The 20,820-nt window shown below is 59.4% G+C and carries 9 protein-coding genes; all 9 read left to right on the top strand.

Annotated elements, in window-relative coordinates; genetic code table 11:
- Window positions 1-746 precede the first annotated feature (746 nt).
- Window positions 747-1,316: a TetR/AcrR family transcriptional regulator gene (locus J3U87_RS34035; RefSeq protein WP_237380510.1), complete on the top strand. Its 570-nt coding sequence runs from the start codon at window positions 747-749 to the stop codon at window positions 1,314-1,316.
- 216 nt (window positions 1,317-1,532) lie between these two features.
- Window positions 1,533-2,996: an efflux transporter outer membrane subunit gene (locus tag J3U87_RS34030; protein WP_237380508.1), complete on the top strand. Its 1,464-nt coding sequence runs from the start codon at window positions 1,533-1,535 to the stop codon at window positions 2,994-2,996.
- Window positions 2,997-3,028: 32 nt separating this feature from the next.
- The gene (locus J3U87_RS34025) at window positions 3,029-4,204 is read left to right on the top strand and encodes an efflux RND transporter periplasmic adaptor subunit (RefSeq protein WP_237380506.1); all 1,176 of its coding nucleotides are present in this window, start codon (window positions 3,029-3,031) and stop codon (window positions 4,202-4,204) included.
- 8 nt (window positions 4,205-4,212) lie between these two features.
- Window positions 4,213-7,383, top strand: a complete 3,171-nt coding sequence (locus J3U87_RS34020) for an efflux RND transporter permease subunit (RefSeq protein ID WP_237380504.1) — start codon at window positions 4,213-4,215, stop codon at window positions 7,381-7,383.
- A gap of 70 nt (window positions 7,384-7,453) precedes the next feature.
- Window positions 7,454-8,350: an oxidoreductase gene (locus J3U87_RS34015; protein WP_237380502.1), complete on the top strand. Its 897-nt coding sequence runs from the start codon at window positions 7,454-7,456 to the stop codon at window positions 8,348-8,350.
- Between the two features lie 584 nt (window positions 8,351-8,934).
- Complete coding sequence (locus tag J3U87_RS34010; protein ID WP_237380501.1) at window positions 8,935-10,221, top strand: ankyrin repeat domain-containing protein; 1,287 nt, start codon at window positions 8,935-8,937, stop codon at window positions 10,219-10,221.
- A 526-nt stretch (window positions 10,222-10,747) separates the two neighbouring features.
- Entirely contained in the window at window positions 10,748-14,089 is a 3,342-nt protein-coding gene (locus J3U87_RS34005) for a two-component regulator propeller domain-containing protein (RefSeq protein ID WP_237380499.1), read from the top strand.
- 687 nt (window positions 14,090-14,776) lie between these two features.
- Entirely contained in the window at window positions 14,777-16,501 is a 1,725-nt protein-coding gene (locus J3U87_RS34000) for a flavin monoamine oxidase family protein (RefSeq protein ID WP_237380497.1), read from the top strand.
- Window positions 16,502-17,040: 539 nt separating this feature from the next.
- Entirely contained in the window at window positions 17,041-20,658 is a 3,618-nt protein-coding gene (locus J3U87_RS33995) for a hypothetical protein (RefSeq protein ID WP_237380496.1), read from the top strand.
- Window positions 20,659-20,820 lie beyond the last annotated feature (162 nt).

The following is a 20,820-nucleotide window of genomic DNA, read 5'->3' as shown; positions in this document are numbered from 1 at the left end:
CGGGAAACCAACGCAAACGGCCTCGCACGAAATGACGGTGTTCGTATTCGTGTGAATCTGTGTGATCCGTGGACAAGTCCTCAAATGTCGGGTGTGCCGCGTCGCCACACAGGAAGCGAACCCCCCATCGAAGAAGCGATTGGCTCACCGAGCAGGCAATGTCACAAAAGTCGTTTTCGTGTCCTTTCGTGTTTTTCGTGGACAGAGAAGGCCCAACGGGGTCGGTTCCTCCAGGTGGTGGATCGTGACCGACATGTTCTGTTTGTCCACGAATCACACCGATTGACACGAATAGACAGGACCCCTGAGCGACACACGACAGGTATTCTGAAAAGAGATCGAACTTAAGGTTATGATTATCAAATGCTTATGAAGGTTGATTTGTCATTTTGAACCATCTGGTCTTGTGTTCGATTGCGGGAAACCAACGCAAGCGGCCTCCAGCGGAGCGACGGTGTTCGTATTCGTGTGGATCTGTGTGATCCGTGGACAAGTCCTCAAATGTCGGGTGTGCCGCGTCGCCACACAGGAAGCGAGCCCCCATCGAAGAAGCGATTGGCTTACCGTGCAGGCAATGTTGCCTCCGAGATATGGGTTGGATTGATGGCCACGGACGATTCGATCGGGACCCGTGCCAAGTCATCGATCGGGTTTTTTCCAAAAAAGTGACAAAATGGTGGTTCTCGGTTGACATTCGAGAAATTCGCATTAAGATTTCGAATGAACGTTCAATCTTGGGAGATCACATGAGCCCTGTCGAAGACAAACGAGAAGCGATCCTGGCCGCCACCCTGCGCCTGATCGCCCGTCACGGGTTTCACGGGACCGCCATGTCCAAGGTCGCCAAGGAGGCCGGGGTCAGTGCCGGCATCATTTACCACTACTTCAAAAACAAGGACGAACTTATCATCGAGTTGTACCGCGTCGTCAAACGCGGGTTCGCCGATGCGCTCTTCGTCGCGATCGACCCCGGCAAACCCCTGAGCGTACAGATCCGCGAGCTGTGCGCCCTCTGCTTTCGCTACAGCCTGCAGCACCCCAGGGAAGTGACCTTTCTGGAGCAGTTTACCAACTCTCCCTACAACGAGCCCGCGATTCGCGACGAGGTCGAGCGCTATTTCGAACCGCTCCTCGATTGTTTCGAACGCGCCAAAAAAGAAATGATCATCAAGGATTTGCCGCCGCCCGTCATCGGAACCCTGACCGTCGACGTGGCCAGCTCCCTGGCCCGAAAACAGGCCTCCGGCGTCCTGGAGCTCGACGATCCCCTGATCGATCGGGTGGTCGACGCCCTTTGGGAAGCGATCCGCCGCTAGGCGTTTCTCCCAGCCCGTCCAGCACCCCACTCGAAACCGCCAAAGACGACCCGAATCGACCATGGCGACGTCCCCTGTGCGTGGGGCGTGCGCCGTGATCAGCCTTTTTTTTGAGTAACAATCGAATGAACGTTCAATCAAGAGCATCGCATTTTCCCACCCCATCACCCTTGACCGACTCACCTGTCATCCGTCACCTATCTGGAGGCCAAGACCATGACATCATCGCCGCACGAAAGAAACCTCCGCGGTAGGCTCCTTTCGCTGCTCACCCTGCTCTTTCTCGCCGGTTGCGTCACCGTTGGGCCCGACTACAAGAAACCGGAACTGGAATTGGCGCCACAATGGCACCACACCGAAGATCCGGCGCTGCTGCCCCAGGCCGAATTGGTTCAAGCGTGGTGGGTCCTGTTCGAGGATCCCCTGCTCGACCGCCTGGTGGCCGAAGCCGCCCAGAACAACCGGGACCTGCTCACCGCCGTCGCCCGTGTCGCCGAAACGAGGGCCCTGCTCGGTTTCGCGCGGGGCGAACGACTTCCCGCCGCTGAAGGCGGGGCCGAGGTGCAGCGCATCCGCACCAGCGAGAACAGCGGCGCCGACCTGGGCGTGGAGACGCTCTATGCCCATGCACTCACCGCCAGTTGGGAAATCGACCTGTTCGGTCGTATCCGCCGATCGGTGGAGGCCGCCCACGCGGAGTATCAGGCCACCGAGGAAGAGCGCACCGATGTGATGATCACGCTCTTTTCCACCGTCTCGCTCACTTACCTGGACATCCGTACGAACCAGGCCCGGTTGGCCGCGGCCCAAGCCAATATCGAAGCGCAAAAGGCGTTGCTCGATCTGGTGCAGGTCCGGGTGGACCACGGTTTGGCCACCCACCTCGACCTGGCCCAGGCCCAGCGACTGTTGGCCCACGCCCAGGCCCAGGTTCCTCCGCTGCGTTTGGCGGTTTCTCAGGGGGTCAACAACCTGGCCGTACTTTTGGGGCGCCAGCCCGGTGCGCTTTCGCAAGAGATCCTGAATCCGCGGCCGATCCCGCTGCCGCCGCCCAAAGTGACCCTCGGGGTCCCCGCCGATCTCCTGCGCCAGCGCCCCGACATCCGGCGGGCCGAGCGCATGCTGGCCGCCCAAACCGCGCGGATCGGCGTGGCCAAAGCCGCGCTCTATCCCAGTTTCTCGCTGGTCGGTTCGTTCGGGAATGAATCGTTCGACGCCTCGAACCTGTTGGATGCCGGCAGTCGTACCCTTTCGTTCGGCCCCTCGCTGCGTTGGAACATTTTCTCGGGGGGCCGCATCCGCAACCAAATCAAGGCGCGAGACGCGCTCACCCAGCAGGCCCTTTTCACCTACGAGCAATCCGTTTTGAACGGGCTCCGCGAGGTGGAGAACGCCCTCGAGGCCTACACCGAGGGCCGCATCCGACTCGGCGCCCTGGAGCGTTCCGTCACCGCGGCGCAGGAGTCGGTGCGCCTGGCCACCGACCTCTACACCCAGGGCCTGATCGATTTTCAACCGATTCTGGATGCCCGGCGCGATCAATTGGATTTCGAGAACCAGCTCGCCGCGGCCCGTGGCGATTGCGCCGCCAACTTCGTGCGGCTCTACGCCGCCCTGGGCGGTGGCTGGGATCCCAACCAAACCACCCATACCGCGAACCAGGGCGCCTCGCACCCATAACCGGCATCGAACCACACGAGAGGTTGAACATCATGAAGCGACTATTTGAAAGACCTCGGGCATTGTTCCCCATTTTGGCCGCCGTCACGGCCCTGCTCGTCGGATGTGCGGGGGAAGCCCCGGCCACACCCGCGGCGCCCCCTCCACCGGCGGTCACCGTTCAAAAGCCCCATCAGAAAACCATCACCCATTACAAACACTTCACGGGAATGACCGAAGCCTTGGAATCCGTGACGGTTCGCGCGCGGGTGGAAGGCATCGTCGAACGAAAGCACTTCGTCCCGGGCAGCCTGGTTCGCAAGGGCGATCTCTTGTACAGCTTGGATGCCGAACCCTTCGAGGCCCGATTGGACGAAGCCAAGGCGACCCTCGCGATTCGTAAGGCGGAGCTGGACCTGGCCGAGGCCACCGGACGACGCCGACGCGAAGCCTTCAAGGACAAGGCGGTCAGCGAAGTGGCGGTGATCGAGGCCGACGCCGATATCGCCATCGCCAGGGCCGCGGTCGTGTCCGCCGAAGCCGCCCTGAAGCGGGCGACACTGGACCTTTCCTATACCCGAATCACCGCGCCGATCGATGGCCGCATCGGGCGAACGCTGGTGGACCCGGGCAACCTGGTGGGCGCCGGGGAGCGAACCGCCCTCACCACCATTGTGGGCGCCGATCCGCTCTACGTCTACTTCACCATCAACGAACGCGACCTGTTGGAAATGGAGCGGTTCAATACCGAAGCCGGGGGCGAGGGGCAGGGAACGCCGGTCGAACTCGGGCTCGCGGGCGGCAGTGACTACCCCTTCGAGGGTTCCATCCATTTCGTGGATACCCGCGTGGATCCCGAGACGGGAACCCTTCGCATTCGCGCCATCTTCGCCAACCCCGATCACCGTTTGTTGCCAGGCCTGTTCGCCCGGGTACGGGTGCCCGTGGGCGCTCCGACCGCGGCGCTGCTGGTCCCGGAAACCGCAGTGAATCGAGACCAGCAGGGCGATTTCCTGCTGGTCCTGGGTGAAGACGATCTGGTGCGGTACCGACCCGTGGCGACGGGGCCGCTGGTAGACGACCTCCGCGTCATTTCCGGTGGCATCGAAGCGGGTGACCGCGTGATCGTCAACGGTCTTCAAAAAGCGCGCCCCGGTACACCGGTCACGCCCACCGAGAAGCCGTCCCAAATGGCGAATGCGGCAGAAAACAGCCAGCCGCCGGCATAGGAGGTCCCATGTTCAGTCGCATTTTCATCGAGCGGCCCATCCTCGCGATCGTGGTGTCGGTCGTGATCGTCATGGCGGGCCTGGTCACGTTGCAGTCGTTGCCCGTGGCCCAGTACCCGGAAATCGCACCGCCGCGAGTCCAGGTTCGGGCAGTCTATCCAGGCGCAGGTGCGGGCGTGTTGGCCGACACGGTGGCCCAGGTCATCGAAGAGCAGGTCAACGGCGTGGAGAACATGCTGTACATGTCCAGCACCAGCACTAACAACGGTGAATACACCCTCTCGGTCACCTTCGAAGCGGGTACCGACATCGATCTGGCCCAAGTCCTGGTGCAGAACCGCGTAGGCCAGGTGGAGTCCCAGTTGCCTCCGGAAGTGCAGCGCATGGGGATCACGGTCAGCAAGCAGGCCAGCAGCATCCTGTTGTTCGTGTCGCTGATCTCGCCCGACGACCGCTACGACGCCCTCTATTTGGGCAACTACACCAGCCTGCACATCAAGGATCAGCTCACCCGCATCGAAGGGGTGGGTTCGGTCGTGGCCTACGGTTCCAGCGATTACAGCATGCGGATTTGGATCGACCCCGATCGTTTGAAGGCGCGGCGGCTCACCAGCAGCGACGTGATCGCCGCCCTGCGCGAGCAGAACGTGCAGGTAGCCGCGGGCCAGATCGGCCAGATGCCGGGCACAGGCGGCCAGCCGTTCCAGTTCGCGGTCAACGTGACCGGCCGGCTGGAGGAAGTGGCGCAATTCGAACAGATCATCGTCAAGAACCTGCCGGGCGGAGGCATGATCCGTCTGGCGGACGTGGCCCGGGTGGAACTGGGTGCCCAGAACTACGACATGGTCAGCCAAACCAACGGCCAGGACGCTTCGGCCATCGGAATCTACCTCCAACCGGGCGCCAACGCCCTGGCCGTGGCCCAGCGCGTCAAGGACCGCATGGCCACGCTTGCCGAGAATTTTCCACCCGGTGTGGCCTACACCATTCCGTTCGATGCCACCACCTTCGTGGAAGTCTCCATCGCCGAAGTCGTCGATACCCTGTCCATCACCGTCCTGTTGGTCGTGTTCGTCATCCTGCTCTTCCTGCAGAACTGGCGGGCCAGCCTGATTCCCGTCGCGACCATTCCGGTCTCCATCTTCGGCACCCTGGCCGTGATGTACTGGCTCGATGTGAGCATCAACATGCTGTCCCTGTTCGGGCTCGTGTTGGCGATCGGGATCGTGGTCGACGATGCGATCGTCGTCGTCGAGAACGTGACCAGGCACCTGGACGAATCCGACACGACGGGCAAGGACGCCACGATCCGGACCATGAAGGAGGTGACCGGGCCGGTCATCGCCACCACGTTGGTGCTGCTCTCGGTCTTCGTGCCCACGGCCTTCATGGGGGGCACCACAGGTCAGCTCTACCGCCAGTTCGCGCTAGCCATCGCTTCCGCGACGGTGTTTTCCACCATCAACGCGCTCACGCTGAGCCCGGCCCTGGCCGCCATCCTGCTGCGACCCTCTCGCGGAAAACGGCCCAACCTGTTCGCGCGCGCCTTCAACCGCTTCTTCGACCGGGTCCAAAAGGCATACGGCGTCATGGTCGGCGGTTTGATTCGGCGAACCCTGGTCATGTCCCTGTTCTTCGGTGGTCTCAGTCTCGCGGCGCTCTGGGGTTTCATCGAGCTTCCCAAAGGATTCGTGCCCAACGAAGATCAGGGTTGGGCCCTGATCGCGGTGCAACTGCCCGACGCCGCCTCGCTCGATCGCACCAAACAGGTGGCCAAGGACATCGAGGCCAGGCTCGAACAGATGCCTGGTGTCGAGAACTACGTCTCCATACCCGGGTTGTCGGTGCTGGACATGTCCACCGCCTCCAACACCGCGGTGGTGTGGGTCGTGTTCGATCCCTGGGAAGAGCGGCTGCCCGCGGGTCTTTCCGTGGACGCGATGGTGGGCCAGCTCTGGGGTGCGGTCGCCGGCATCCAGGAAGCCATGGTCTTCGCCTTCCCGCCGCCGCCCGTGCTTGGTGCCGGCTTGGCCGGCGGTTTCACGCTTCAGGTGCAGGATCGCGCCAACCTGGGTCTGGACCGGTTGCAGGAAGAGACCTTCAAGCTGATGATGGCGGCCAACGGTCACGCGGATCTGCAGCGCGTGTTCACGACCTTCCGGGCCAATGTGCCCCAGTTGCGGGCCGAGGTGGATCGCACCCAGACCAAGGCGCTCGGGGTGCCCCTTTCGGACGTATTCGAAACCTTGCAAGCCAACCTCGGCTCGGTCTACGTCAACGACTTCAGCAAATTCGGCAAGAACTACCAGGTTCGCGTCCAGGCGGATGCCGATTTCCGATCGCATCCCGACGACATCGCCCGCCTGGAAGTGCGCAACGAAAACGGCGCCATGGTGCCGCTTGGTTCGGTGATCGACGTGTCACACGGTGTCGGTCCGCAAACCATCACCCGGTACAACCTCTATCCCTCCGCACAATTGAACGGCCAGGGGGCGGCCGGCATCAGTTCCGGCGAGGCCATGGCCCTGATCGAGAACCTGGCCGACACCTCGTTGCCCCACGGCATGGGTTACGAGTGGACCGACATGTCCTTCCAGGAGAAGGCGGCGCAGGGCAAGACCGCGATCGTGCTGATTCTGGCGGTGATTTTCGTGTACCTCGTGCTGGCCGCCCAGTACGAGAGCTGGACCCTGCCGCTCTCGGTCATCCTGACCGTGCCGCTCGCCATGCTGGGAACCGTGATCGCGGTGGCGATTCGCGGCATGGACATCAACGTCTACACCCAGATCGGCCTGGTCCTCCTGGTGGCGCTCGCCTGCAAGACCGCCATCCTCATCACGGAATTCGCCAAGGCCGCCCGCGACGAGGGCCACGGCATTCTCGAGGCGGCGCGCGAGGCGGCACGCCTCAGATTCCGGCCCATCCTGATGACGGCCACCACCTTCATTCTCGGCATGGTGCCCCTGGTCGTGGCCAGCGGCGCCGGTGCCAACAGCCGCCAGGCGCTGGGGACCGCCGTGTTCAGCGGCATGCTTTCCGCCACCCTGCTGCTGGTCCTCTTCGTGCCCGCAATGTACGTGCTGATCCAACGGGTCAGCGAATCCGTGTGGCATCGGTTCGGGGGACTGCGAGGTCAGGCCCACCCCGAACCCCAACCCGTCGAAGTGATCGCGAAATGAACCGTGTCCACCGTCCCGCCAATCGTCCAACCTCTCGGAGTACCCAACACACATGGAAAGGAGTGAGATCATGAAATGGAACCAAGCGCAGATTCCCGATCAGAAAGGCCGCATCGCCATCGTCACGGGTTCGAACACCGGTATCGGTTTCGAAACGGCTCGGGCTCTCGCGGCCAAAGGCGCCGATGTCATTCTGGCCTGCCGCAACCGCGAGAAGGCAGCTGCCGCCATGCAACGAATCGAAGCGGACAAGCCCGCCGGGATCGTGACAGTCAAACAGCTCGACCTGTCCGACCTGGCTTCGATCCACGCGTTCGTCAATGCCTTCAAGGCCGAACACGATCACCTCGACCTGCTGATCAACAATGCCGGCGTCATGGTGCCGCCCCAACGCCAGGAAACCAGCGACGGTTTCGAACTGCAATTCGGCGTCAACCATCTGGGCCATTTCGCCCTGACCGGCCTTTTGTTGGATTCGCTCGGGAAGCGACCCGGCGCGCGCGTCGTGACCGTGTCCAGCCTGGCCCACAAGTTCGGTCGCATGGATTTCGAGGATCCCAACTGGGTGAAGCGCAAGTACGCCAAGTGGGAATCCTACGGGCAGAGCAAGCTCGCCAATCTGCTGTTCCATTTCCAGTTGGATCACATGTTGAAAGCCGATCGCAGCGACGTCAAGGCGGTGGCCGCTCACCCCGGTTGGACCCAGACCGACCTTCAGCGCCACACCAGCCTGTCGAACATGCTCAGCCCCCTTTTCGGCATGAAGCCCTGGCAGGGCGCCTTGCCGACGTTGCGGGCGGCGGTCGATCCGGGCGTCGAAGGCGGCGAGTACTTCGGTCCCGCCAGTTGCTTCGAATTGCGGGGTTACCCCGTTCCGGTGGACACCACCTCCGCGGCGAGAAAAACGGAAGACATGCGGAAGCTGTGGAACCTGAGTGAACGTTTCACCAAGGTTCGCTTCCACTGACCCTCTCTTGAAACAAAGTGGTGCATTCAACCTGAGCTGGCTCTTGCCGTCGTCACATCTTGATCAGGAAGGCAGGAATGAACGAAACCAGGAAAAACAGGACCATGATGTGTACCAATTCCGGTCCTTTCCTGCTTTCCGATGTTCATGGGTTCCTGCTTTATTTTTCGGATGAACGACCCATGGCCCTTCGCCAGAAACCAGGTGTGCTGTTTCTTTCTCGAAATCGAGCGGGTATGCCCGCTGGTGCGTGGCTCTTATGAAACGAACTCTGTAAAATTCGAAGGTAAAGATAAAAGCCTAAAAAGGCGGATGTTCGGGGTGTTCGTCAAAAAATGTCGGCCCAGCGGGCATACCGCCCGTGACCAACCTACCAGGCACGACGCCCTACTCACAAATGCGGGAACTCCCTGGCTATTCGCTTCGATTAGTTACCTACTTGAAACCCAGGCCCTCGGCCTGGGCGGCGACTCCGTGGTAAAAGTACCGAAGGCACACCCTCGCGAGACACGCGGAAAGTGGCGAACACCTCCACCGCCTCCCGTTTCGGGATAGAATCGAGTATCCCTCCCGGAGGCATGTCCATGCGCCCGATGCTGATCCTCCTGCTGCTCTCCGCCTCGCTTCAAGCCGGAAAGCAAACCGCCAAACTCTTCGAAGCGGTGACACGGGGTGACGGGAAAGCCGCCATCGCGCTCCTACAGGCCGGCGCCGATCCCAACGGCGTCCACGACCGGGAAACCATCTTGAATCACGCGGTCGCGTTCGGTGACGAAGATTTGGTTGGTTCCCTGCTCGAGAAGGGAGCTCGAATCGAAGGGTCCGGGGAATACGACAACGCCATGGCTCGCGCCATCAGCCTGGGCCGGGTCCACATGTTGCGCCAATTCATCCAGGCGAGCGAACGCCTCGATTTCGAAGACCGACATGGTCGCACCCCGCTCCTCTTGGCCGTACGTCGGGAGCAAATCGTCATGACCCGAATGTTGTTGGCCGCCGGTGCCGATCCCGACCATCGCGACCACGGCGGCAACACGGCCCTACATGTGGCCGTGCTGTATGGCCACACCCGTCTGGTGCCGCTCCTCCTCGAGAGCGGGGCATCGCTTGTGGTGCGGAACCAAAAAAAGCACACGCCTCGCGAGTTGGCCGCCTTTCTCAATCATGCGGAAATGATCGCCTGCCTGGATGGAAAAGCTCCAGCACCTGTCGAGAAAACCATTTTCGACCTCGCGGCCGATGGTGATCTCGAAGCCCTTCGTCGTCACGATGGAGCCCTCGATTCGCGCGACGAGGGTGGGCGAACCGCCCTAATCGAAGCGGCTTGGGCCCGGCGACTCCAAGTGGCTCGCTTTCTTCTGGATCGCGGCGTCGACCCCGATGCCCACGACCGCTGGGGCAGCACGGCCCTGACGAAAGCGCTGTGGCGCCGCGATGGTGGCATGGTCCACCTGTTACTGCGAAAGGGAGCCACCTGCATCAAACATCTCGAGGGGCGCCATGTGCCCGTGGGCGACACCGCCAGGGATCTCGACGCGCTCGTCGCCCTGCTCGAGGCCCAACCGAACCCGGAGACGCCGACGCGCGCCGATCGGGACCTGGTTCAATATCCCGTTTTTCTTTCCCGGCCCAAACCCGTTCTGTCCCCCGATCAGATCGTCCGATTCGGGTACATCATCGTCGAGGCCGAATTTCATCCCGATGGCGCGGTTACCGATATTTCCGTTCTCCGCACCTTTGCCGGTCCCGAAGAGGGACTCGAGTTCGCCTGCATCGAAAGCATCAAAAAGGCTCGCTTCAAACCGGGAACCATCAACGGCAAGCCCGCACCCGTACGGATGACCCTCAAAATCGATTTCCATCCCTGGTAACCCCCTGCGGGGAGATGCGTCGATCGGGTCGACCCAGCCTCGACCCCCTAAAACCGAAGCCCCAATTCGGAACGAAACTCGCGCGTTCGCTGGTCGGCGTCCGCCGAAGTGGCTTCGCCGAACGTGTCGCCGTAGTCCCAGGTGCTGCCGTTTTCCGGGGTGTCCTCGAGGACACCGTGTTGTCGCGTTTCTGGGCATTCGATTGGTGGAAAAACCGCACGGGCGTTCGAGTAGGGAAGGGGGCGCCCGAGAACGCCACCCGGGGTTGGCTCCGGGAAAGCCTCACGGTCAGGATGGCGGTGGTGCAGGGCATTAAAAACACCGACTTCCCCGACGGGGAAGGGTAAAATCATCGATATCGATTTGGTTCCCATCGATCGAGACAACGAGGCATGCGCGTGGTTCGAACCGACACACCGAATTTGGCCGACCCATCCTCCCGTCCATCTCGTGGTTCGTGCAACGTACGAGAGCTCGATGGCATCCTGTCAGCTTGCCGCGCCTCTTCGCGCCGGGGTCCCTGCCCGTGAACGCCAACCGCTCCATCTCGATCCTGCTTTGCGCGGTCGCCTGGTCCCTGCCTTTCCTCGGCCCATCCCTGCAGGCCCAAACCCGACCCGGTCTGGTTTCCTTCAAGCGATTGGCCATTCCGGACGATGTCCCGGTTCACCTCGTCTCCCAAATGATTCAAGACCGGCGTGGGCTACTGTGGCTGGGGACCCAGGACGGGTTGGTGCGCTACGACGGTTATCGTTTCAAAGTGTATCGCTCTCGTCGCAACGACCCCCATTCCCTGGGCGGATCCTATATCCGTGCCCTTTGTCTGGCCGGGGACGGGCGGTTGTGGATCGGGAGTTTCGGTGGCGGCGCTTCGGTGTTCGACCCCCGAACCGACCGGTTCAGACGCTACCAATACCAACCCCAGGGCGGTGGCGGTCTTTCCCACAACCGCGTCGAGGGCATTGCCGAAACGCCCACCGGTCATATATGGCTGGCCACCCACGCCGGGCTGGATCGTCTCGATTTGGATCGCGACCAAATCGACCATTTCGCCCACGACCCGACCGATCCCGACAGCCTGGCCGACGATCGAGTGCGTGGGTTGTTGGTGGATCGCTCGGGCCGGTTGTGGATCGGTACGCGCGACGGGCTGCAGCGATGGCGGCCCGAGACCGCCGATTTCGAGCGGGTGGCCTCGGATCCCGCGGTGCCGGACTCCCTGGCCGGGCAGTATGTCGTCGTGATTTTCGAGGATTCGCGCGGCAGGATCTGGATTGGCACCAATGAGCAAGGCGCCGCCATGTACGATCCGGCCACCCGGCGCTTCCATCGATTTCCCCACGATCCATCGTCGCCGAACGGCGTCAATCACTACTTCGTCTACTCCGTGGTGGAGTCCCGCAAGGGCGAAATATGGATCGCGACCTTTGGCGGCGGCATCGATGTGTTGGATCCCGATACGCTGGAAGTCATCGATCGCCTGCGCAGTGATCCCAGCGATCCCGCGACCATCGGAAACGACCGCATCGGCGCGCTCATCGTCGATCACTCCGGATTGGTTTGGGTCGGGTCTTGGGGCGGTGGGATCGCGTTCCACGATCCCACCACGCGGCCCTTCGTCAAACTGCGTCACAGTCTTCTCAACCCCATCGGGCCCACCCACCCTTCGATCGTGCGAACCCTGGCCCTCGAGGACGGAACCCTGTGGCTGGGAACCAACGGCAACGGTATCGACGTGATGGATCGCGAACGGCGTCTGGTCGATGAATACCGTGCCGACGCCGAAGACCCCGAAGCGCTCGGCGACGGCTCGATCACCTGCATGATCGAGGCGACGGACGGTACCCGCTGGGTGGCGACCCTCAACGGCATGTTGCACCGCATGGCGTCCGGCGAGGCGCGGTTCCGGCGGTTCGACCAGAACGACGGGCTACCGTGGGGCCCCATTCGCACCATGGTCTTCGACGGCGAGGGACATCTATGGGTCGGCGCCTCGGAGGGCATGGCCCGCATCGATCCCGAGACCTACGAGATGGTCCGGTATGCACACCGGTCCGACGATCCGCGCTCGCTTTCGGGCCAGGCCGTGGAATCGCTCGTGTTCGATCGGGTGGGCCTGCTCTGGGCCGGAACGGAAAACGGATTGAACGCCTTCGACCCAACCGAAGGCACCGCTCGGCGGATTTTTCACGACGAACAGCGCCCGGACAGCCTGCCGGGCAATTGGGTACCCGACCTGCTCATCGATCGCGAGGATCGGCTGTGGGTGGCGACCCAGGCGGGTGCGGCCGTTCTCGAACGATGGGATGGGCAGCGTGCCTCGTTCTCGATGGTTCACGACCTCGTGGGGATCGAACCGCGCCCGGTCCACACGCTGATCGAAGACGACGAGGGCTTCATCTGGCTGGGCCCGCGGCTTCGGGTGAATCCCCGCGATTGGACCCACCAAACCTTCGGGCCCGCCGAGGGGAACGACTTTCACAGTTTTTTCATCGCCAGCCGCAGCAAGACGCCCGACGGCAACCTGTTGTTCGGCTCTCCGCAGGGCGTGCTGCTGGTCGATCCGCGGCGTCTCGAGACCTGGTCGTTCCAGCCACCCCTGATCATCAACGACATTCATGCCGGTGGCCGGGACGAGCGGGGCGCCATCGAGCGGGGCTCGCTGCAAATCGGGCCCGGGCGCAAAACGGTGCGATTCGAGTTTTCGGCACTCGACTTCAGTGCGCCGTGGAAACTGCAGTATCGCTATCGGTTGGAGGGATTTGACGATGACTGGCTGCAGGCGGACGCCAGCCAGCGATCGGTTTCCTACACCTCGTTGCCGCCCGGTTCCTATCAACTGCGCGTGCAGGGCACCAACCGCGCGGGATCGTGGAGCATCCGCGAAGCCGGCATTTCGCTCGTCGTGGTCCCGGCCTTCTATCAGACCACCGCATTTCGGATCGGATTGGTGTTGCTCCTCGCATGTTTGGCGTACTGTGGCTTTCGACTTCGAGTCCAGCAACTGGAAGCACGTAGTCGCTTCCTCGAATCCGTGGTCGCGCTGCGAACGTCGGAACTCAACATCGCCAATCGGGAACTGGCCGATAAAAACGAGAAGATCACCGCGGGCATTCGCTACGCTCAAAAGATCCAACACGCGATTCTGCCCCATGCGGAGGATATGGCCCACTACCCGGGCGCCCATTTCGTGATCTTTCGACCCAAGGATTTGGTTTCGGGCGATTTCTATTGGATTTGGGAGACGGGTCCCCATTTGTTCGTCGCGGTGGTCGACTGCACCGGGCACGGGGTGCCGGGCGCCTTCATGTCGATGATCGGGTACCAGTTGCTCAACAAGATCGTTGGCGAAAAGGCGGTCGTCGAACCCGCCAAAATCTTGGAATTGTTGAACATCGGTGTTCGGGAGAGCCTGCATCAAAACCAGCGCGATACCACGCGCGACGGCATGGAGCTGTGCCTGTGTCGGTTCGAAAAGGGCAGCGACCGAGTGTTGTTCGCCGGAGCCGGACTGCCGCTTTTCCTGGTCCGACCCGCGTTTGGGGACGCCGCGAAGGGCAGCGTCCAAAAAGTCAGGGGCGATCGCCACGGCATCGGCGGCAGGCAGAAGGAGAACGTGCGCACCTACCGGCAGGTAGAGCTGGTGTTGCGGCAGGGCGATTTGTTGGTGCTCGCCAGCGATGGTTTTGCCGATCAATGCGATGCGGCGGGCAAGAAGTTCGGGTCGCGGCGATTGAAACAGTTGCTTGAGGAAGTGGCCTGCCTGTCGACCGAGGAGATCGAGGAACGAATCGGTGCGGCGCTCGAGCAACACATGGGCGACAGCGAGCAGCGGGACGACATCACCATGGTCGGCCTGCGCTTCTGAGCATGTTCACACGGAAGCCTCGATCGGGCGGCCTCCGAGGCCTTCGTTTTCTCATTTGAAACGAATCCGCTTGGAGTGCCCGAATGATCAGAGATTCGTCGCGCCAGGTAGGTTCAGCAAGGGCGGTAAGCCCGCTGGTTGAACATTTCGAAGTGATCCATGCGAGGGGTTCCCGCAGGCTTTGAGGGTCGGCATTGCAGTAGGTTGGGCAGGGCCGGTAAGGCCGCTGGCCCGACACTTCGAAGCGATCAAGGCATCGAAAGATCGAATCGCAACAGAGCGGAGCAGGTAAGTCGGGCCTCCAGATCTCTCGATGGCGCAAAATAGTTCTTCTCAGTCGCTTCGATTAGTTCTCCACCTGTGACCCAGTAGCCGGTGTGCCGGATCGCCGGCAATCCGGCCCCGGCCTGAGCTACGACTTTATGGTCAAGAAAATGTGCGTCTCTGAATCTACGCTGTGGTGTATAAATTTATCCGGTGGCATAATTTCGATGTTTGTGTGTTTTACCAGGCGGTTTCTCTGAAACACCTCGCCGATCCCTTCTTGATTTTGGCGTTGAAAAATTGAGATGATGGGCAAATCCAAGGAAAAGGAAAATTGTCACTTCGCTCTCTTCGCGCGGGCGAGGGAAAAAGTACGGTGTTTCCACGTTTCGAAATGGGTCAGGTTCGTCGAAGGAGGGCTTCATGACCGGAAAGGGAATGACCGGTTGGACGCGGCGCCAGTTTTTGACGCGAGTGGGGCAGGCGGGTGGTGCCGCCGCGCTGTACGAAACCATGGTCGCGATGGGGCTGATCCACAAACCGGCGGCCTGGGACGGCCCGCCGAAAATGGAGCGCGGCTCCGGGGTCGGCAAGTCGGTCGTGATCCTGGGCGCGGGCATCGGTGGGCTGACCGCCGCGTACCTGCTTTCCCAATACGGGTACCGATGCCACATTTTGGAGGCCGACCATCGCGCCGGTGGCCGCAATCACACGGCGCGTCGCGGCAGCACCATCGTCGAGCGGAGCAAGGAGCACGGCACCACGTACCAGCACTGCCGCTTCGACAGCGGGTTGTACATGAATCTGGGCCCGGGCCGATTGCCCTACCATCACCGGCGTGTGCTGGGCTATTGCCAGGAGCTGGATGTGGTCCTGCAGCCCTACGTCATGAACACCACGGGCAACCTGTTTCAGACCAGTCGCGGCGCCCTGAACCGACCTTTTCCGTACCGCCGCATGCAGCACGATACGCGCGGCTATATCGCCGAGCTGCTCGCCAAGGCCGTCAACAAGGGTGCGCTGGACCGCGAAATGTCGGGTGAGGATCGCGAAAAATTGCTCGGGCTGTTGCGGACCTTCGGGCCCTTGGGCAAAAAACACAACACCTGCGAAGACCAGAGCGACTATCACTACGAGGGCTCGACCCGCGTCGGCTGCGGGCCGGACCCGCAGGGCACGCCCACGCCCAACGTGTTCTACAATTGCGACATCCCCGCCAAGATGCCGTTCCGCGCCCTGCTCGATTCCAATTTCTGGAACACCAGTTTCTACGATCCCTTCGAGTTCGAGTGGCAGCCGACCCTGTTCCAGCCGGTGGGTGGCATGGACATGATCGTCGAAGGGTTTCTGCGGAAAGTGGGGCACCTGATCACCTACAACGCGCCGGTGACGGATATCGACGTCAGTGACGAGGGCGTGACGGTGGCCTACCGGATTGGCCAGCGCGAGGACACCCTTCGGGCCGACTACTGCGTGAGCAACATCCCCTGTCCGGTGCTCAAGGACATCGACAACAACTTCCGGGAGGACTTCGCCAAGGCCGTGGCGCGCACCACCTTCGACGCGTCCTGCAAGGTCGGCTGGCAGTGCAACACCCGATTTTGGGAGGGGCACGATTACCAGATCTACGGCGGGATCAGTTGGACGGACGACATCATCGAGCAGATCTGGTACCCCTCGAACGACTACTTCTCCAAGAAGGGGACCCTGACCGGGGCCTACATCCACGACGGCATTTGCCCGGACGCGCCGAGGAACGCCACCGAGTTCGGCAAATGGGATTTGGCCAAGCGCCTGCGGGTCGCCAAGGAGGGCGGGGCCCGGCTGCATCGCGAGTTCGAGGACAACTCGATCGTACCCACCGAACTGGGCCTGTCCATCGCCTGGCAGAACGTACCCTACCTGGCCGGCGCCTGGCCCAGTTGGGGCGAGGGCCAGCACGACGACGCCGACTACCGCCGGCTGCTCCTGCCCGACCGGCGTTTCTACGTGGTCGGCGATCAGGCCTCCACCCTGCCGGGCTGGCAGGAGGGCTCGATGATGTCGGCGGAGCACGTCGTCGAGCTGATCGGCGGCCTGAAACCGGCGATCGTGCCGGAGGACTGCACGGCCCCCAACACCTTCAAGATCACCCGCGGCCACGGGTGAGTCCGAGGGCGTGGGCCTGGCTGTAAGGTGATGTCGTGGTTTGGCAGCGACCGTAGGTGCGCACTTGACCGAAACGCGCACTGTAAGTGACCGTTTTCTGCATTCGTGATGGAGGGAATCGTAGGTTCCCGATCCAATAGATTCCGAATCACTGGCTACATTTTCATTCTTCGTTCAGTGACCACCCCAAGCCGGACGCCAGTCAGAATGACCGGCGTTTTCCTGCGAGTGTTCTTCTGCGTTTTTTTAAGGGTCGGAACAAAGCGAACGGGTTCGATACCCTGATTTCGGTTCACAAAGGGTACCTCGCCACGTCCATAGTTGTGAATATTCCATCCTTCACGACATGCTGGGCTGAGAAATACTTGGGCATATGACAGAGTGATGCCGTATGTCATTAGACCATTCACTTACAATCACCCATTCCAAACGTTTGACAATCGAGCGCCTCTCGAAGGGCGGCCGTCAGATCCCTGCCTTGGCTTCCGCAAAATGTGTTTTTCTACAACACACAACACGATTTCCCAGGAGAGAACTCAATGTCTATACTTCAAAATTTTCAGGCTTTCTTTCACGATATCGTACGAAATCGCTACATTTATGAAGTTTATTACCAGAGCAACGATGGAAGCTGGAATTCCTTGACCCTGTTCAATTGGGGCATGTTCCCCATCATGTTTGGCAATGAGTCGGTTACGAATCTTCAGCACTATCCTGCCACGAACAAGGTCATCTTTGAATTCGGCCAAAACCAGCAGGGAAAGGGAACGATCTTTTTCCATAAAAACAAAAACGAATTCACTGGTGACTTTTTTAATCGATTTGACAGTTCGGTTCGCCAAATTCGCGGATGCAAACATGAAGTCAGCCGGGGTCAGGCCTGTCCGGGGAATGGAAGGTCGATGAGATGGGGAGCTCCGTCGTTACCTGGAAATGAGCTGAAAGGATTTCGTCAGAGTTTTAGTCCTGCCTATAGTGTGGCGGGAATGGAAAGAACGCCCAGCAGCCCAGATGAGATCAATAGTAATAGGAAATATCTGGATGAAATTGACGACATCACTTCTTGGGTTGATAGGGAAAACTCGATTACCTACTGGAATATGGACGAAAAAGCGGACGAAGCACAGTTGTTTGCCGAAAAGTATTATATCGACAACCTGAAAGCCACCTTGAAGAAGCTATGGGACGAGGATGACCCGGATTATGCCTACTCCACTGATGGCGTGGGTGTAAAGCCTCCAGAAGTGGATACTTCAGATTGGTTGGAATCTTTTGGTATGGAACCGGCCAACCCAACTCTTGCGTATGGAGAACCGAGGAAGGGTGGAGATCCAAAAAAGAACCAAAATGTATATTATGCACCCCCCGGAGGTGGAACCCCGGAGACCCGAACGGACCTTTGTAACAGGGTTCGGGAGATAAGAGACAACTTCGCGAGAGACCATTACAACAAGGCTGCCCAACTTTTTTTGGCCCAAGGGCTCGCGGCAGATTCAAACCTGTTGGACACAACCCGGACTTGGGACATGTGCAAAGTTAATTTCCAATTCTCCGAACTGCAAGAGGCGGAAGTTTTTGATAGTATGTTCAATAAATTGTACCGAATCGCCTATCTATATTCAGGGAGCAGTCTTCAGGGAGATGCCGCCGGCTACAATCTAAGGAAGTTTTTGCCCGCAAATAATGCGGATGTGAAAGACAGGGTGGAACCAAGGAATACTAGCCGTGATTGGGGAGAGCTCTACTTCGATTACTGTCTTAGTACCGAAAAAATTCAAGATTTCGTAAATCGCATGAAAATCCTGCCCGGTGAAAGCATTCAGGATCCACTGAATCCCATGGCGGAAATCATGGAAAAAACGGCGAAGCTCGAAATCTTGTTGACGAATCGGGTTGAGGGTGTTTCTGCACAGGAGCTGCAAACAAGGATGGAGGCGGCATTGCTTCAAGCTCAAGCGAGAAATGTCCAGACCAGCTTCTTTACCAGAGATGACGGCCCAAACTGGAATGCCACGTTGGCCATGGATTTCATGAGCGAAACGCTGGAGCAATTAAAGAACATCGACACCACCGACATCTCGGAACAATACCCTGAGCAAAACGCAAGGGAGATCGTAGAGCAAATCGAAGCTTGGTGCCGTTTGCACGGGGGCGTTCGTCAAGTAGCGAAAGTCATCTACGATACACTCATCAGCGGAGATCTCTCGGAAAAGGCACTCTTGAACGAGATGGTGGTGGAGGCGGTGGAGCATGCTCTCGATGCGTCCCCCATGAATTCACCTCAGTCGGATACCTATCCATGTTCCGCGGTCGGCAATCTCAGGCACCCTCAAACGGACAACCCGATGTATTCGACCGCCCCGGCCAGGGATGCCTGGGGCGAAGGTGGCGGCGTGGCACAGGTCGTCCTCTACGCGTTTGCGTTGACCAAGTACACTATGGAAGTCAACGATAGTAAAAATAACTTGGTATCGGACATCGGGTTCACAAATAACACGATTTACTCCGGGGTGACCGTCCTGGAGGCATTTTTGGCCAAGCCCTTTTCCAAGTGGCTCAGTAAAGCGCCCAATACGGCGCTGCCACCCCGATTGACGACCATGGCCACCAGGTTTGCTTCATGGCTCGATGAGGGAGCCAGTGGCAGCTCGTCTGCCCTCAGAATATTCGGCAACAGCGCCAACCAATTTGCGGCACGGGTCGCGGTCGTAACCGGTGTCGTCGCCCTTGGCCTTTCGTGTTACCAGCTTTACGACGCGGTTAAAGCCGGTTCCGCGAAGGACATCGTCATGGCCTCGGTCAACACCGCCCTCTCGGCGGCCGGGATCGTTGCGGGAATCGCAGCTATCGCCAGTTTTGCCTGGGCAGGACCCTTGGCCTTCGGTGTCGCCGTCGTCGGGGCCATCGTGGCGATTATTGATTTGCTCATCTACCTGTATTGGCCGCAACCGCCATCGGCGCTCGAGAGATTCGACGAAGCCTTCATGAAAAGAGAAGGCTATCGGCACAAATTATTCAGTATCTCTTTTACCGCTAGGGATAATGAACTGCGTTTATTCCAAGACAACACAAAGGAGATGAAAACAGGAGAGCTTGGAAGGCCTGCATCTAAACCCAACCTAATTCAAGTGGAGGGTTCTTTGCAAAACTTAAATCGAAGGTTCGAATGCTATAGCGGAAGCCAACCCTACAATGTTCACCTTCGGTCGATACCGGGAGAAGGCCTAGAACCAGGAAAGTTCAAAGTAAGTTATACCGACCTGGATTACTTGGTGGATAACCGAGGGCGATCCATACCTCTCGATATCATTCTGGATATAACCGCAACGAGAATGCCACCACCCAGTCAAGGTTCGGAACCTGGCGAGTTGGTAAAAATCATATTAATCAAAGAATCCGATGGCAATTACTTTTGTCATTTTTTTGACAACGTCGTCTGTTCTACCAGTATCATGTTGGATCCTTTTCCGTCGAGTTTTAAACCGAATTTTTCCGGAATAGCGGCTGCGGGTATGGATAGCCAAATATTATATCTCGCTTATCATGATCAAGACAGCGAAACCTATTGGATCTATCGCGGTACTTTCGACAAAGACTTTAAAAGCAATGGGAAAATTAACTTTCAAAGGAAAATGGTCATTCCTGGCGCGATAGAAGACATTAAGGCCATCAGATGCGAGAAAACCGATGCCAGGCTGAATGTCGACATACTGTTCATTCTCACACAAAACACACTGTACAAGATCAATATTTCAAAAGACAACTACACGCCCCAGGAAGGTCATGCCTTCTGTGAACCGGGATACAGGGTCGTTGCACAAAGAAAGGATCGAAATTTCGATTCGATGGTCATATGTAACGAATCGGGAAGTTACCTCAATGAGGACTTTCGAAAACTGATCTATGTTTCCAACTCGGAAATAGGTGCTAATCTTGCTGAAAACCAGAAGCAAAAATATATCACCGCGTACGCAGATTACAGGATTTGGGAACGAGTATATTCCCAAGACTATTCTTATAAGCAAAGTGAGTCTCACTTCCTACAAGGTATGGATATCGCCTACGGAACGGAGGGAACGATCCTGTATTCACATGCAAGCGCGACCATGTACGATTCCGGAGAATATGACGAACAAAATTACAGCGGCATTGAATGAATGCCATACCCTTTAGATGGGGGAGCCCCGGTCTGGGGGCTCTCCACAGACGAACCCAGGGCATGACCGCCTGCTTCGTTCCGCATCCAGCCGTTCCTAGATTTCGGCGCGCTTCGGTGGCGATGGGAAAAGGCCATCTTGGTTGGGTTTGCGTCAGCACCA

Origin of the sequence: Sulfidibacter corallicola (assembly GCF_017498545.1) — a bacterium.
In the GTDB taxonomy this organism is placed as follows: Bacteria; Acidobacteriota; Holophagae; order Acanthopleuribacterales; family Acanthopleuribacteraceae; genus Sulfidibacter; species Sulfidibacter corallicola.
This window is presented reverse-complemented; position numbering and strand designations above follow the sequence as displayed.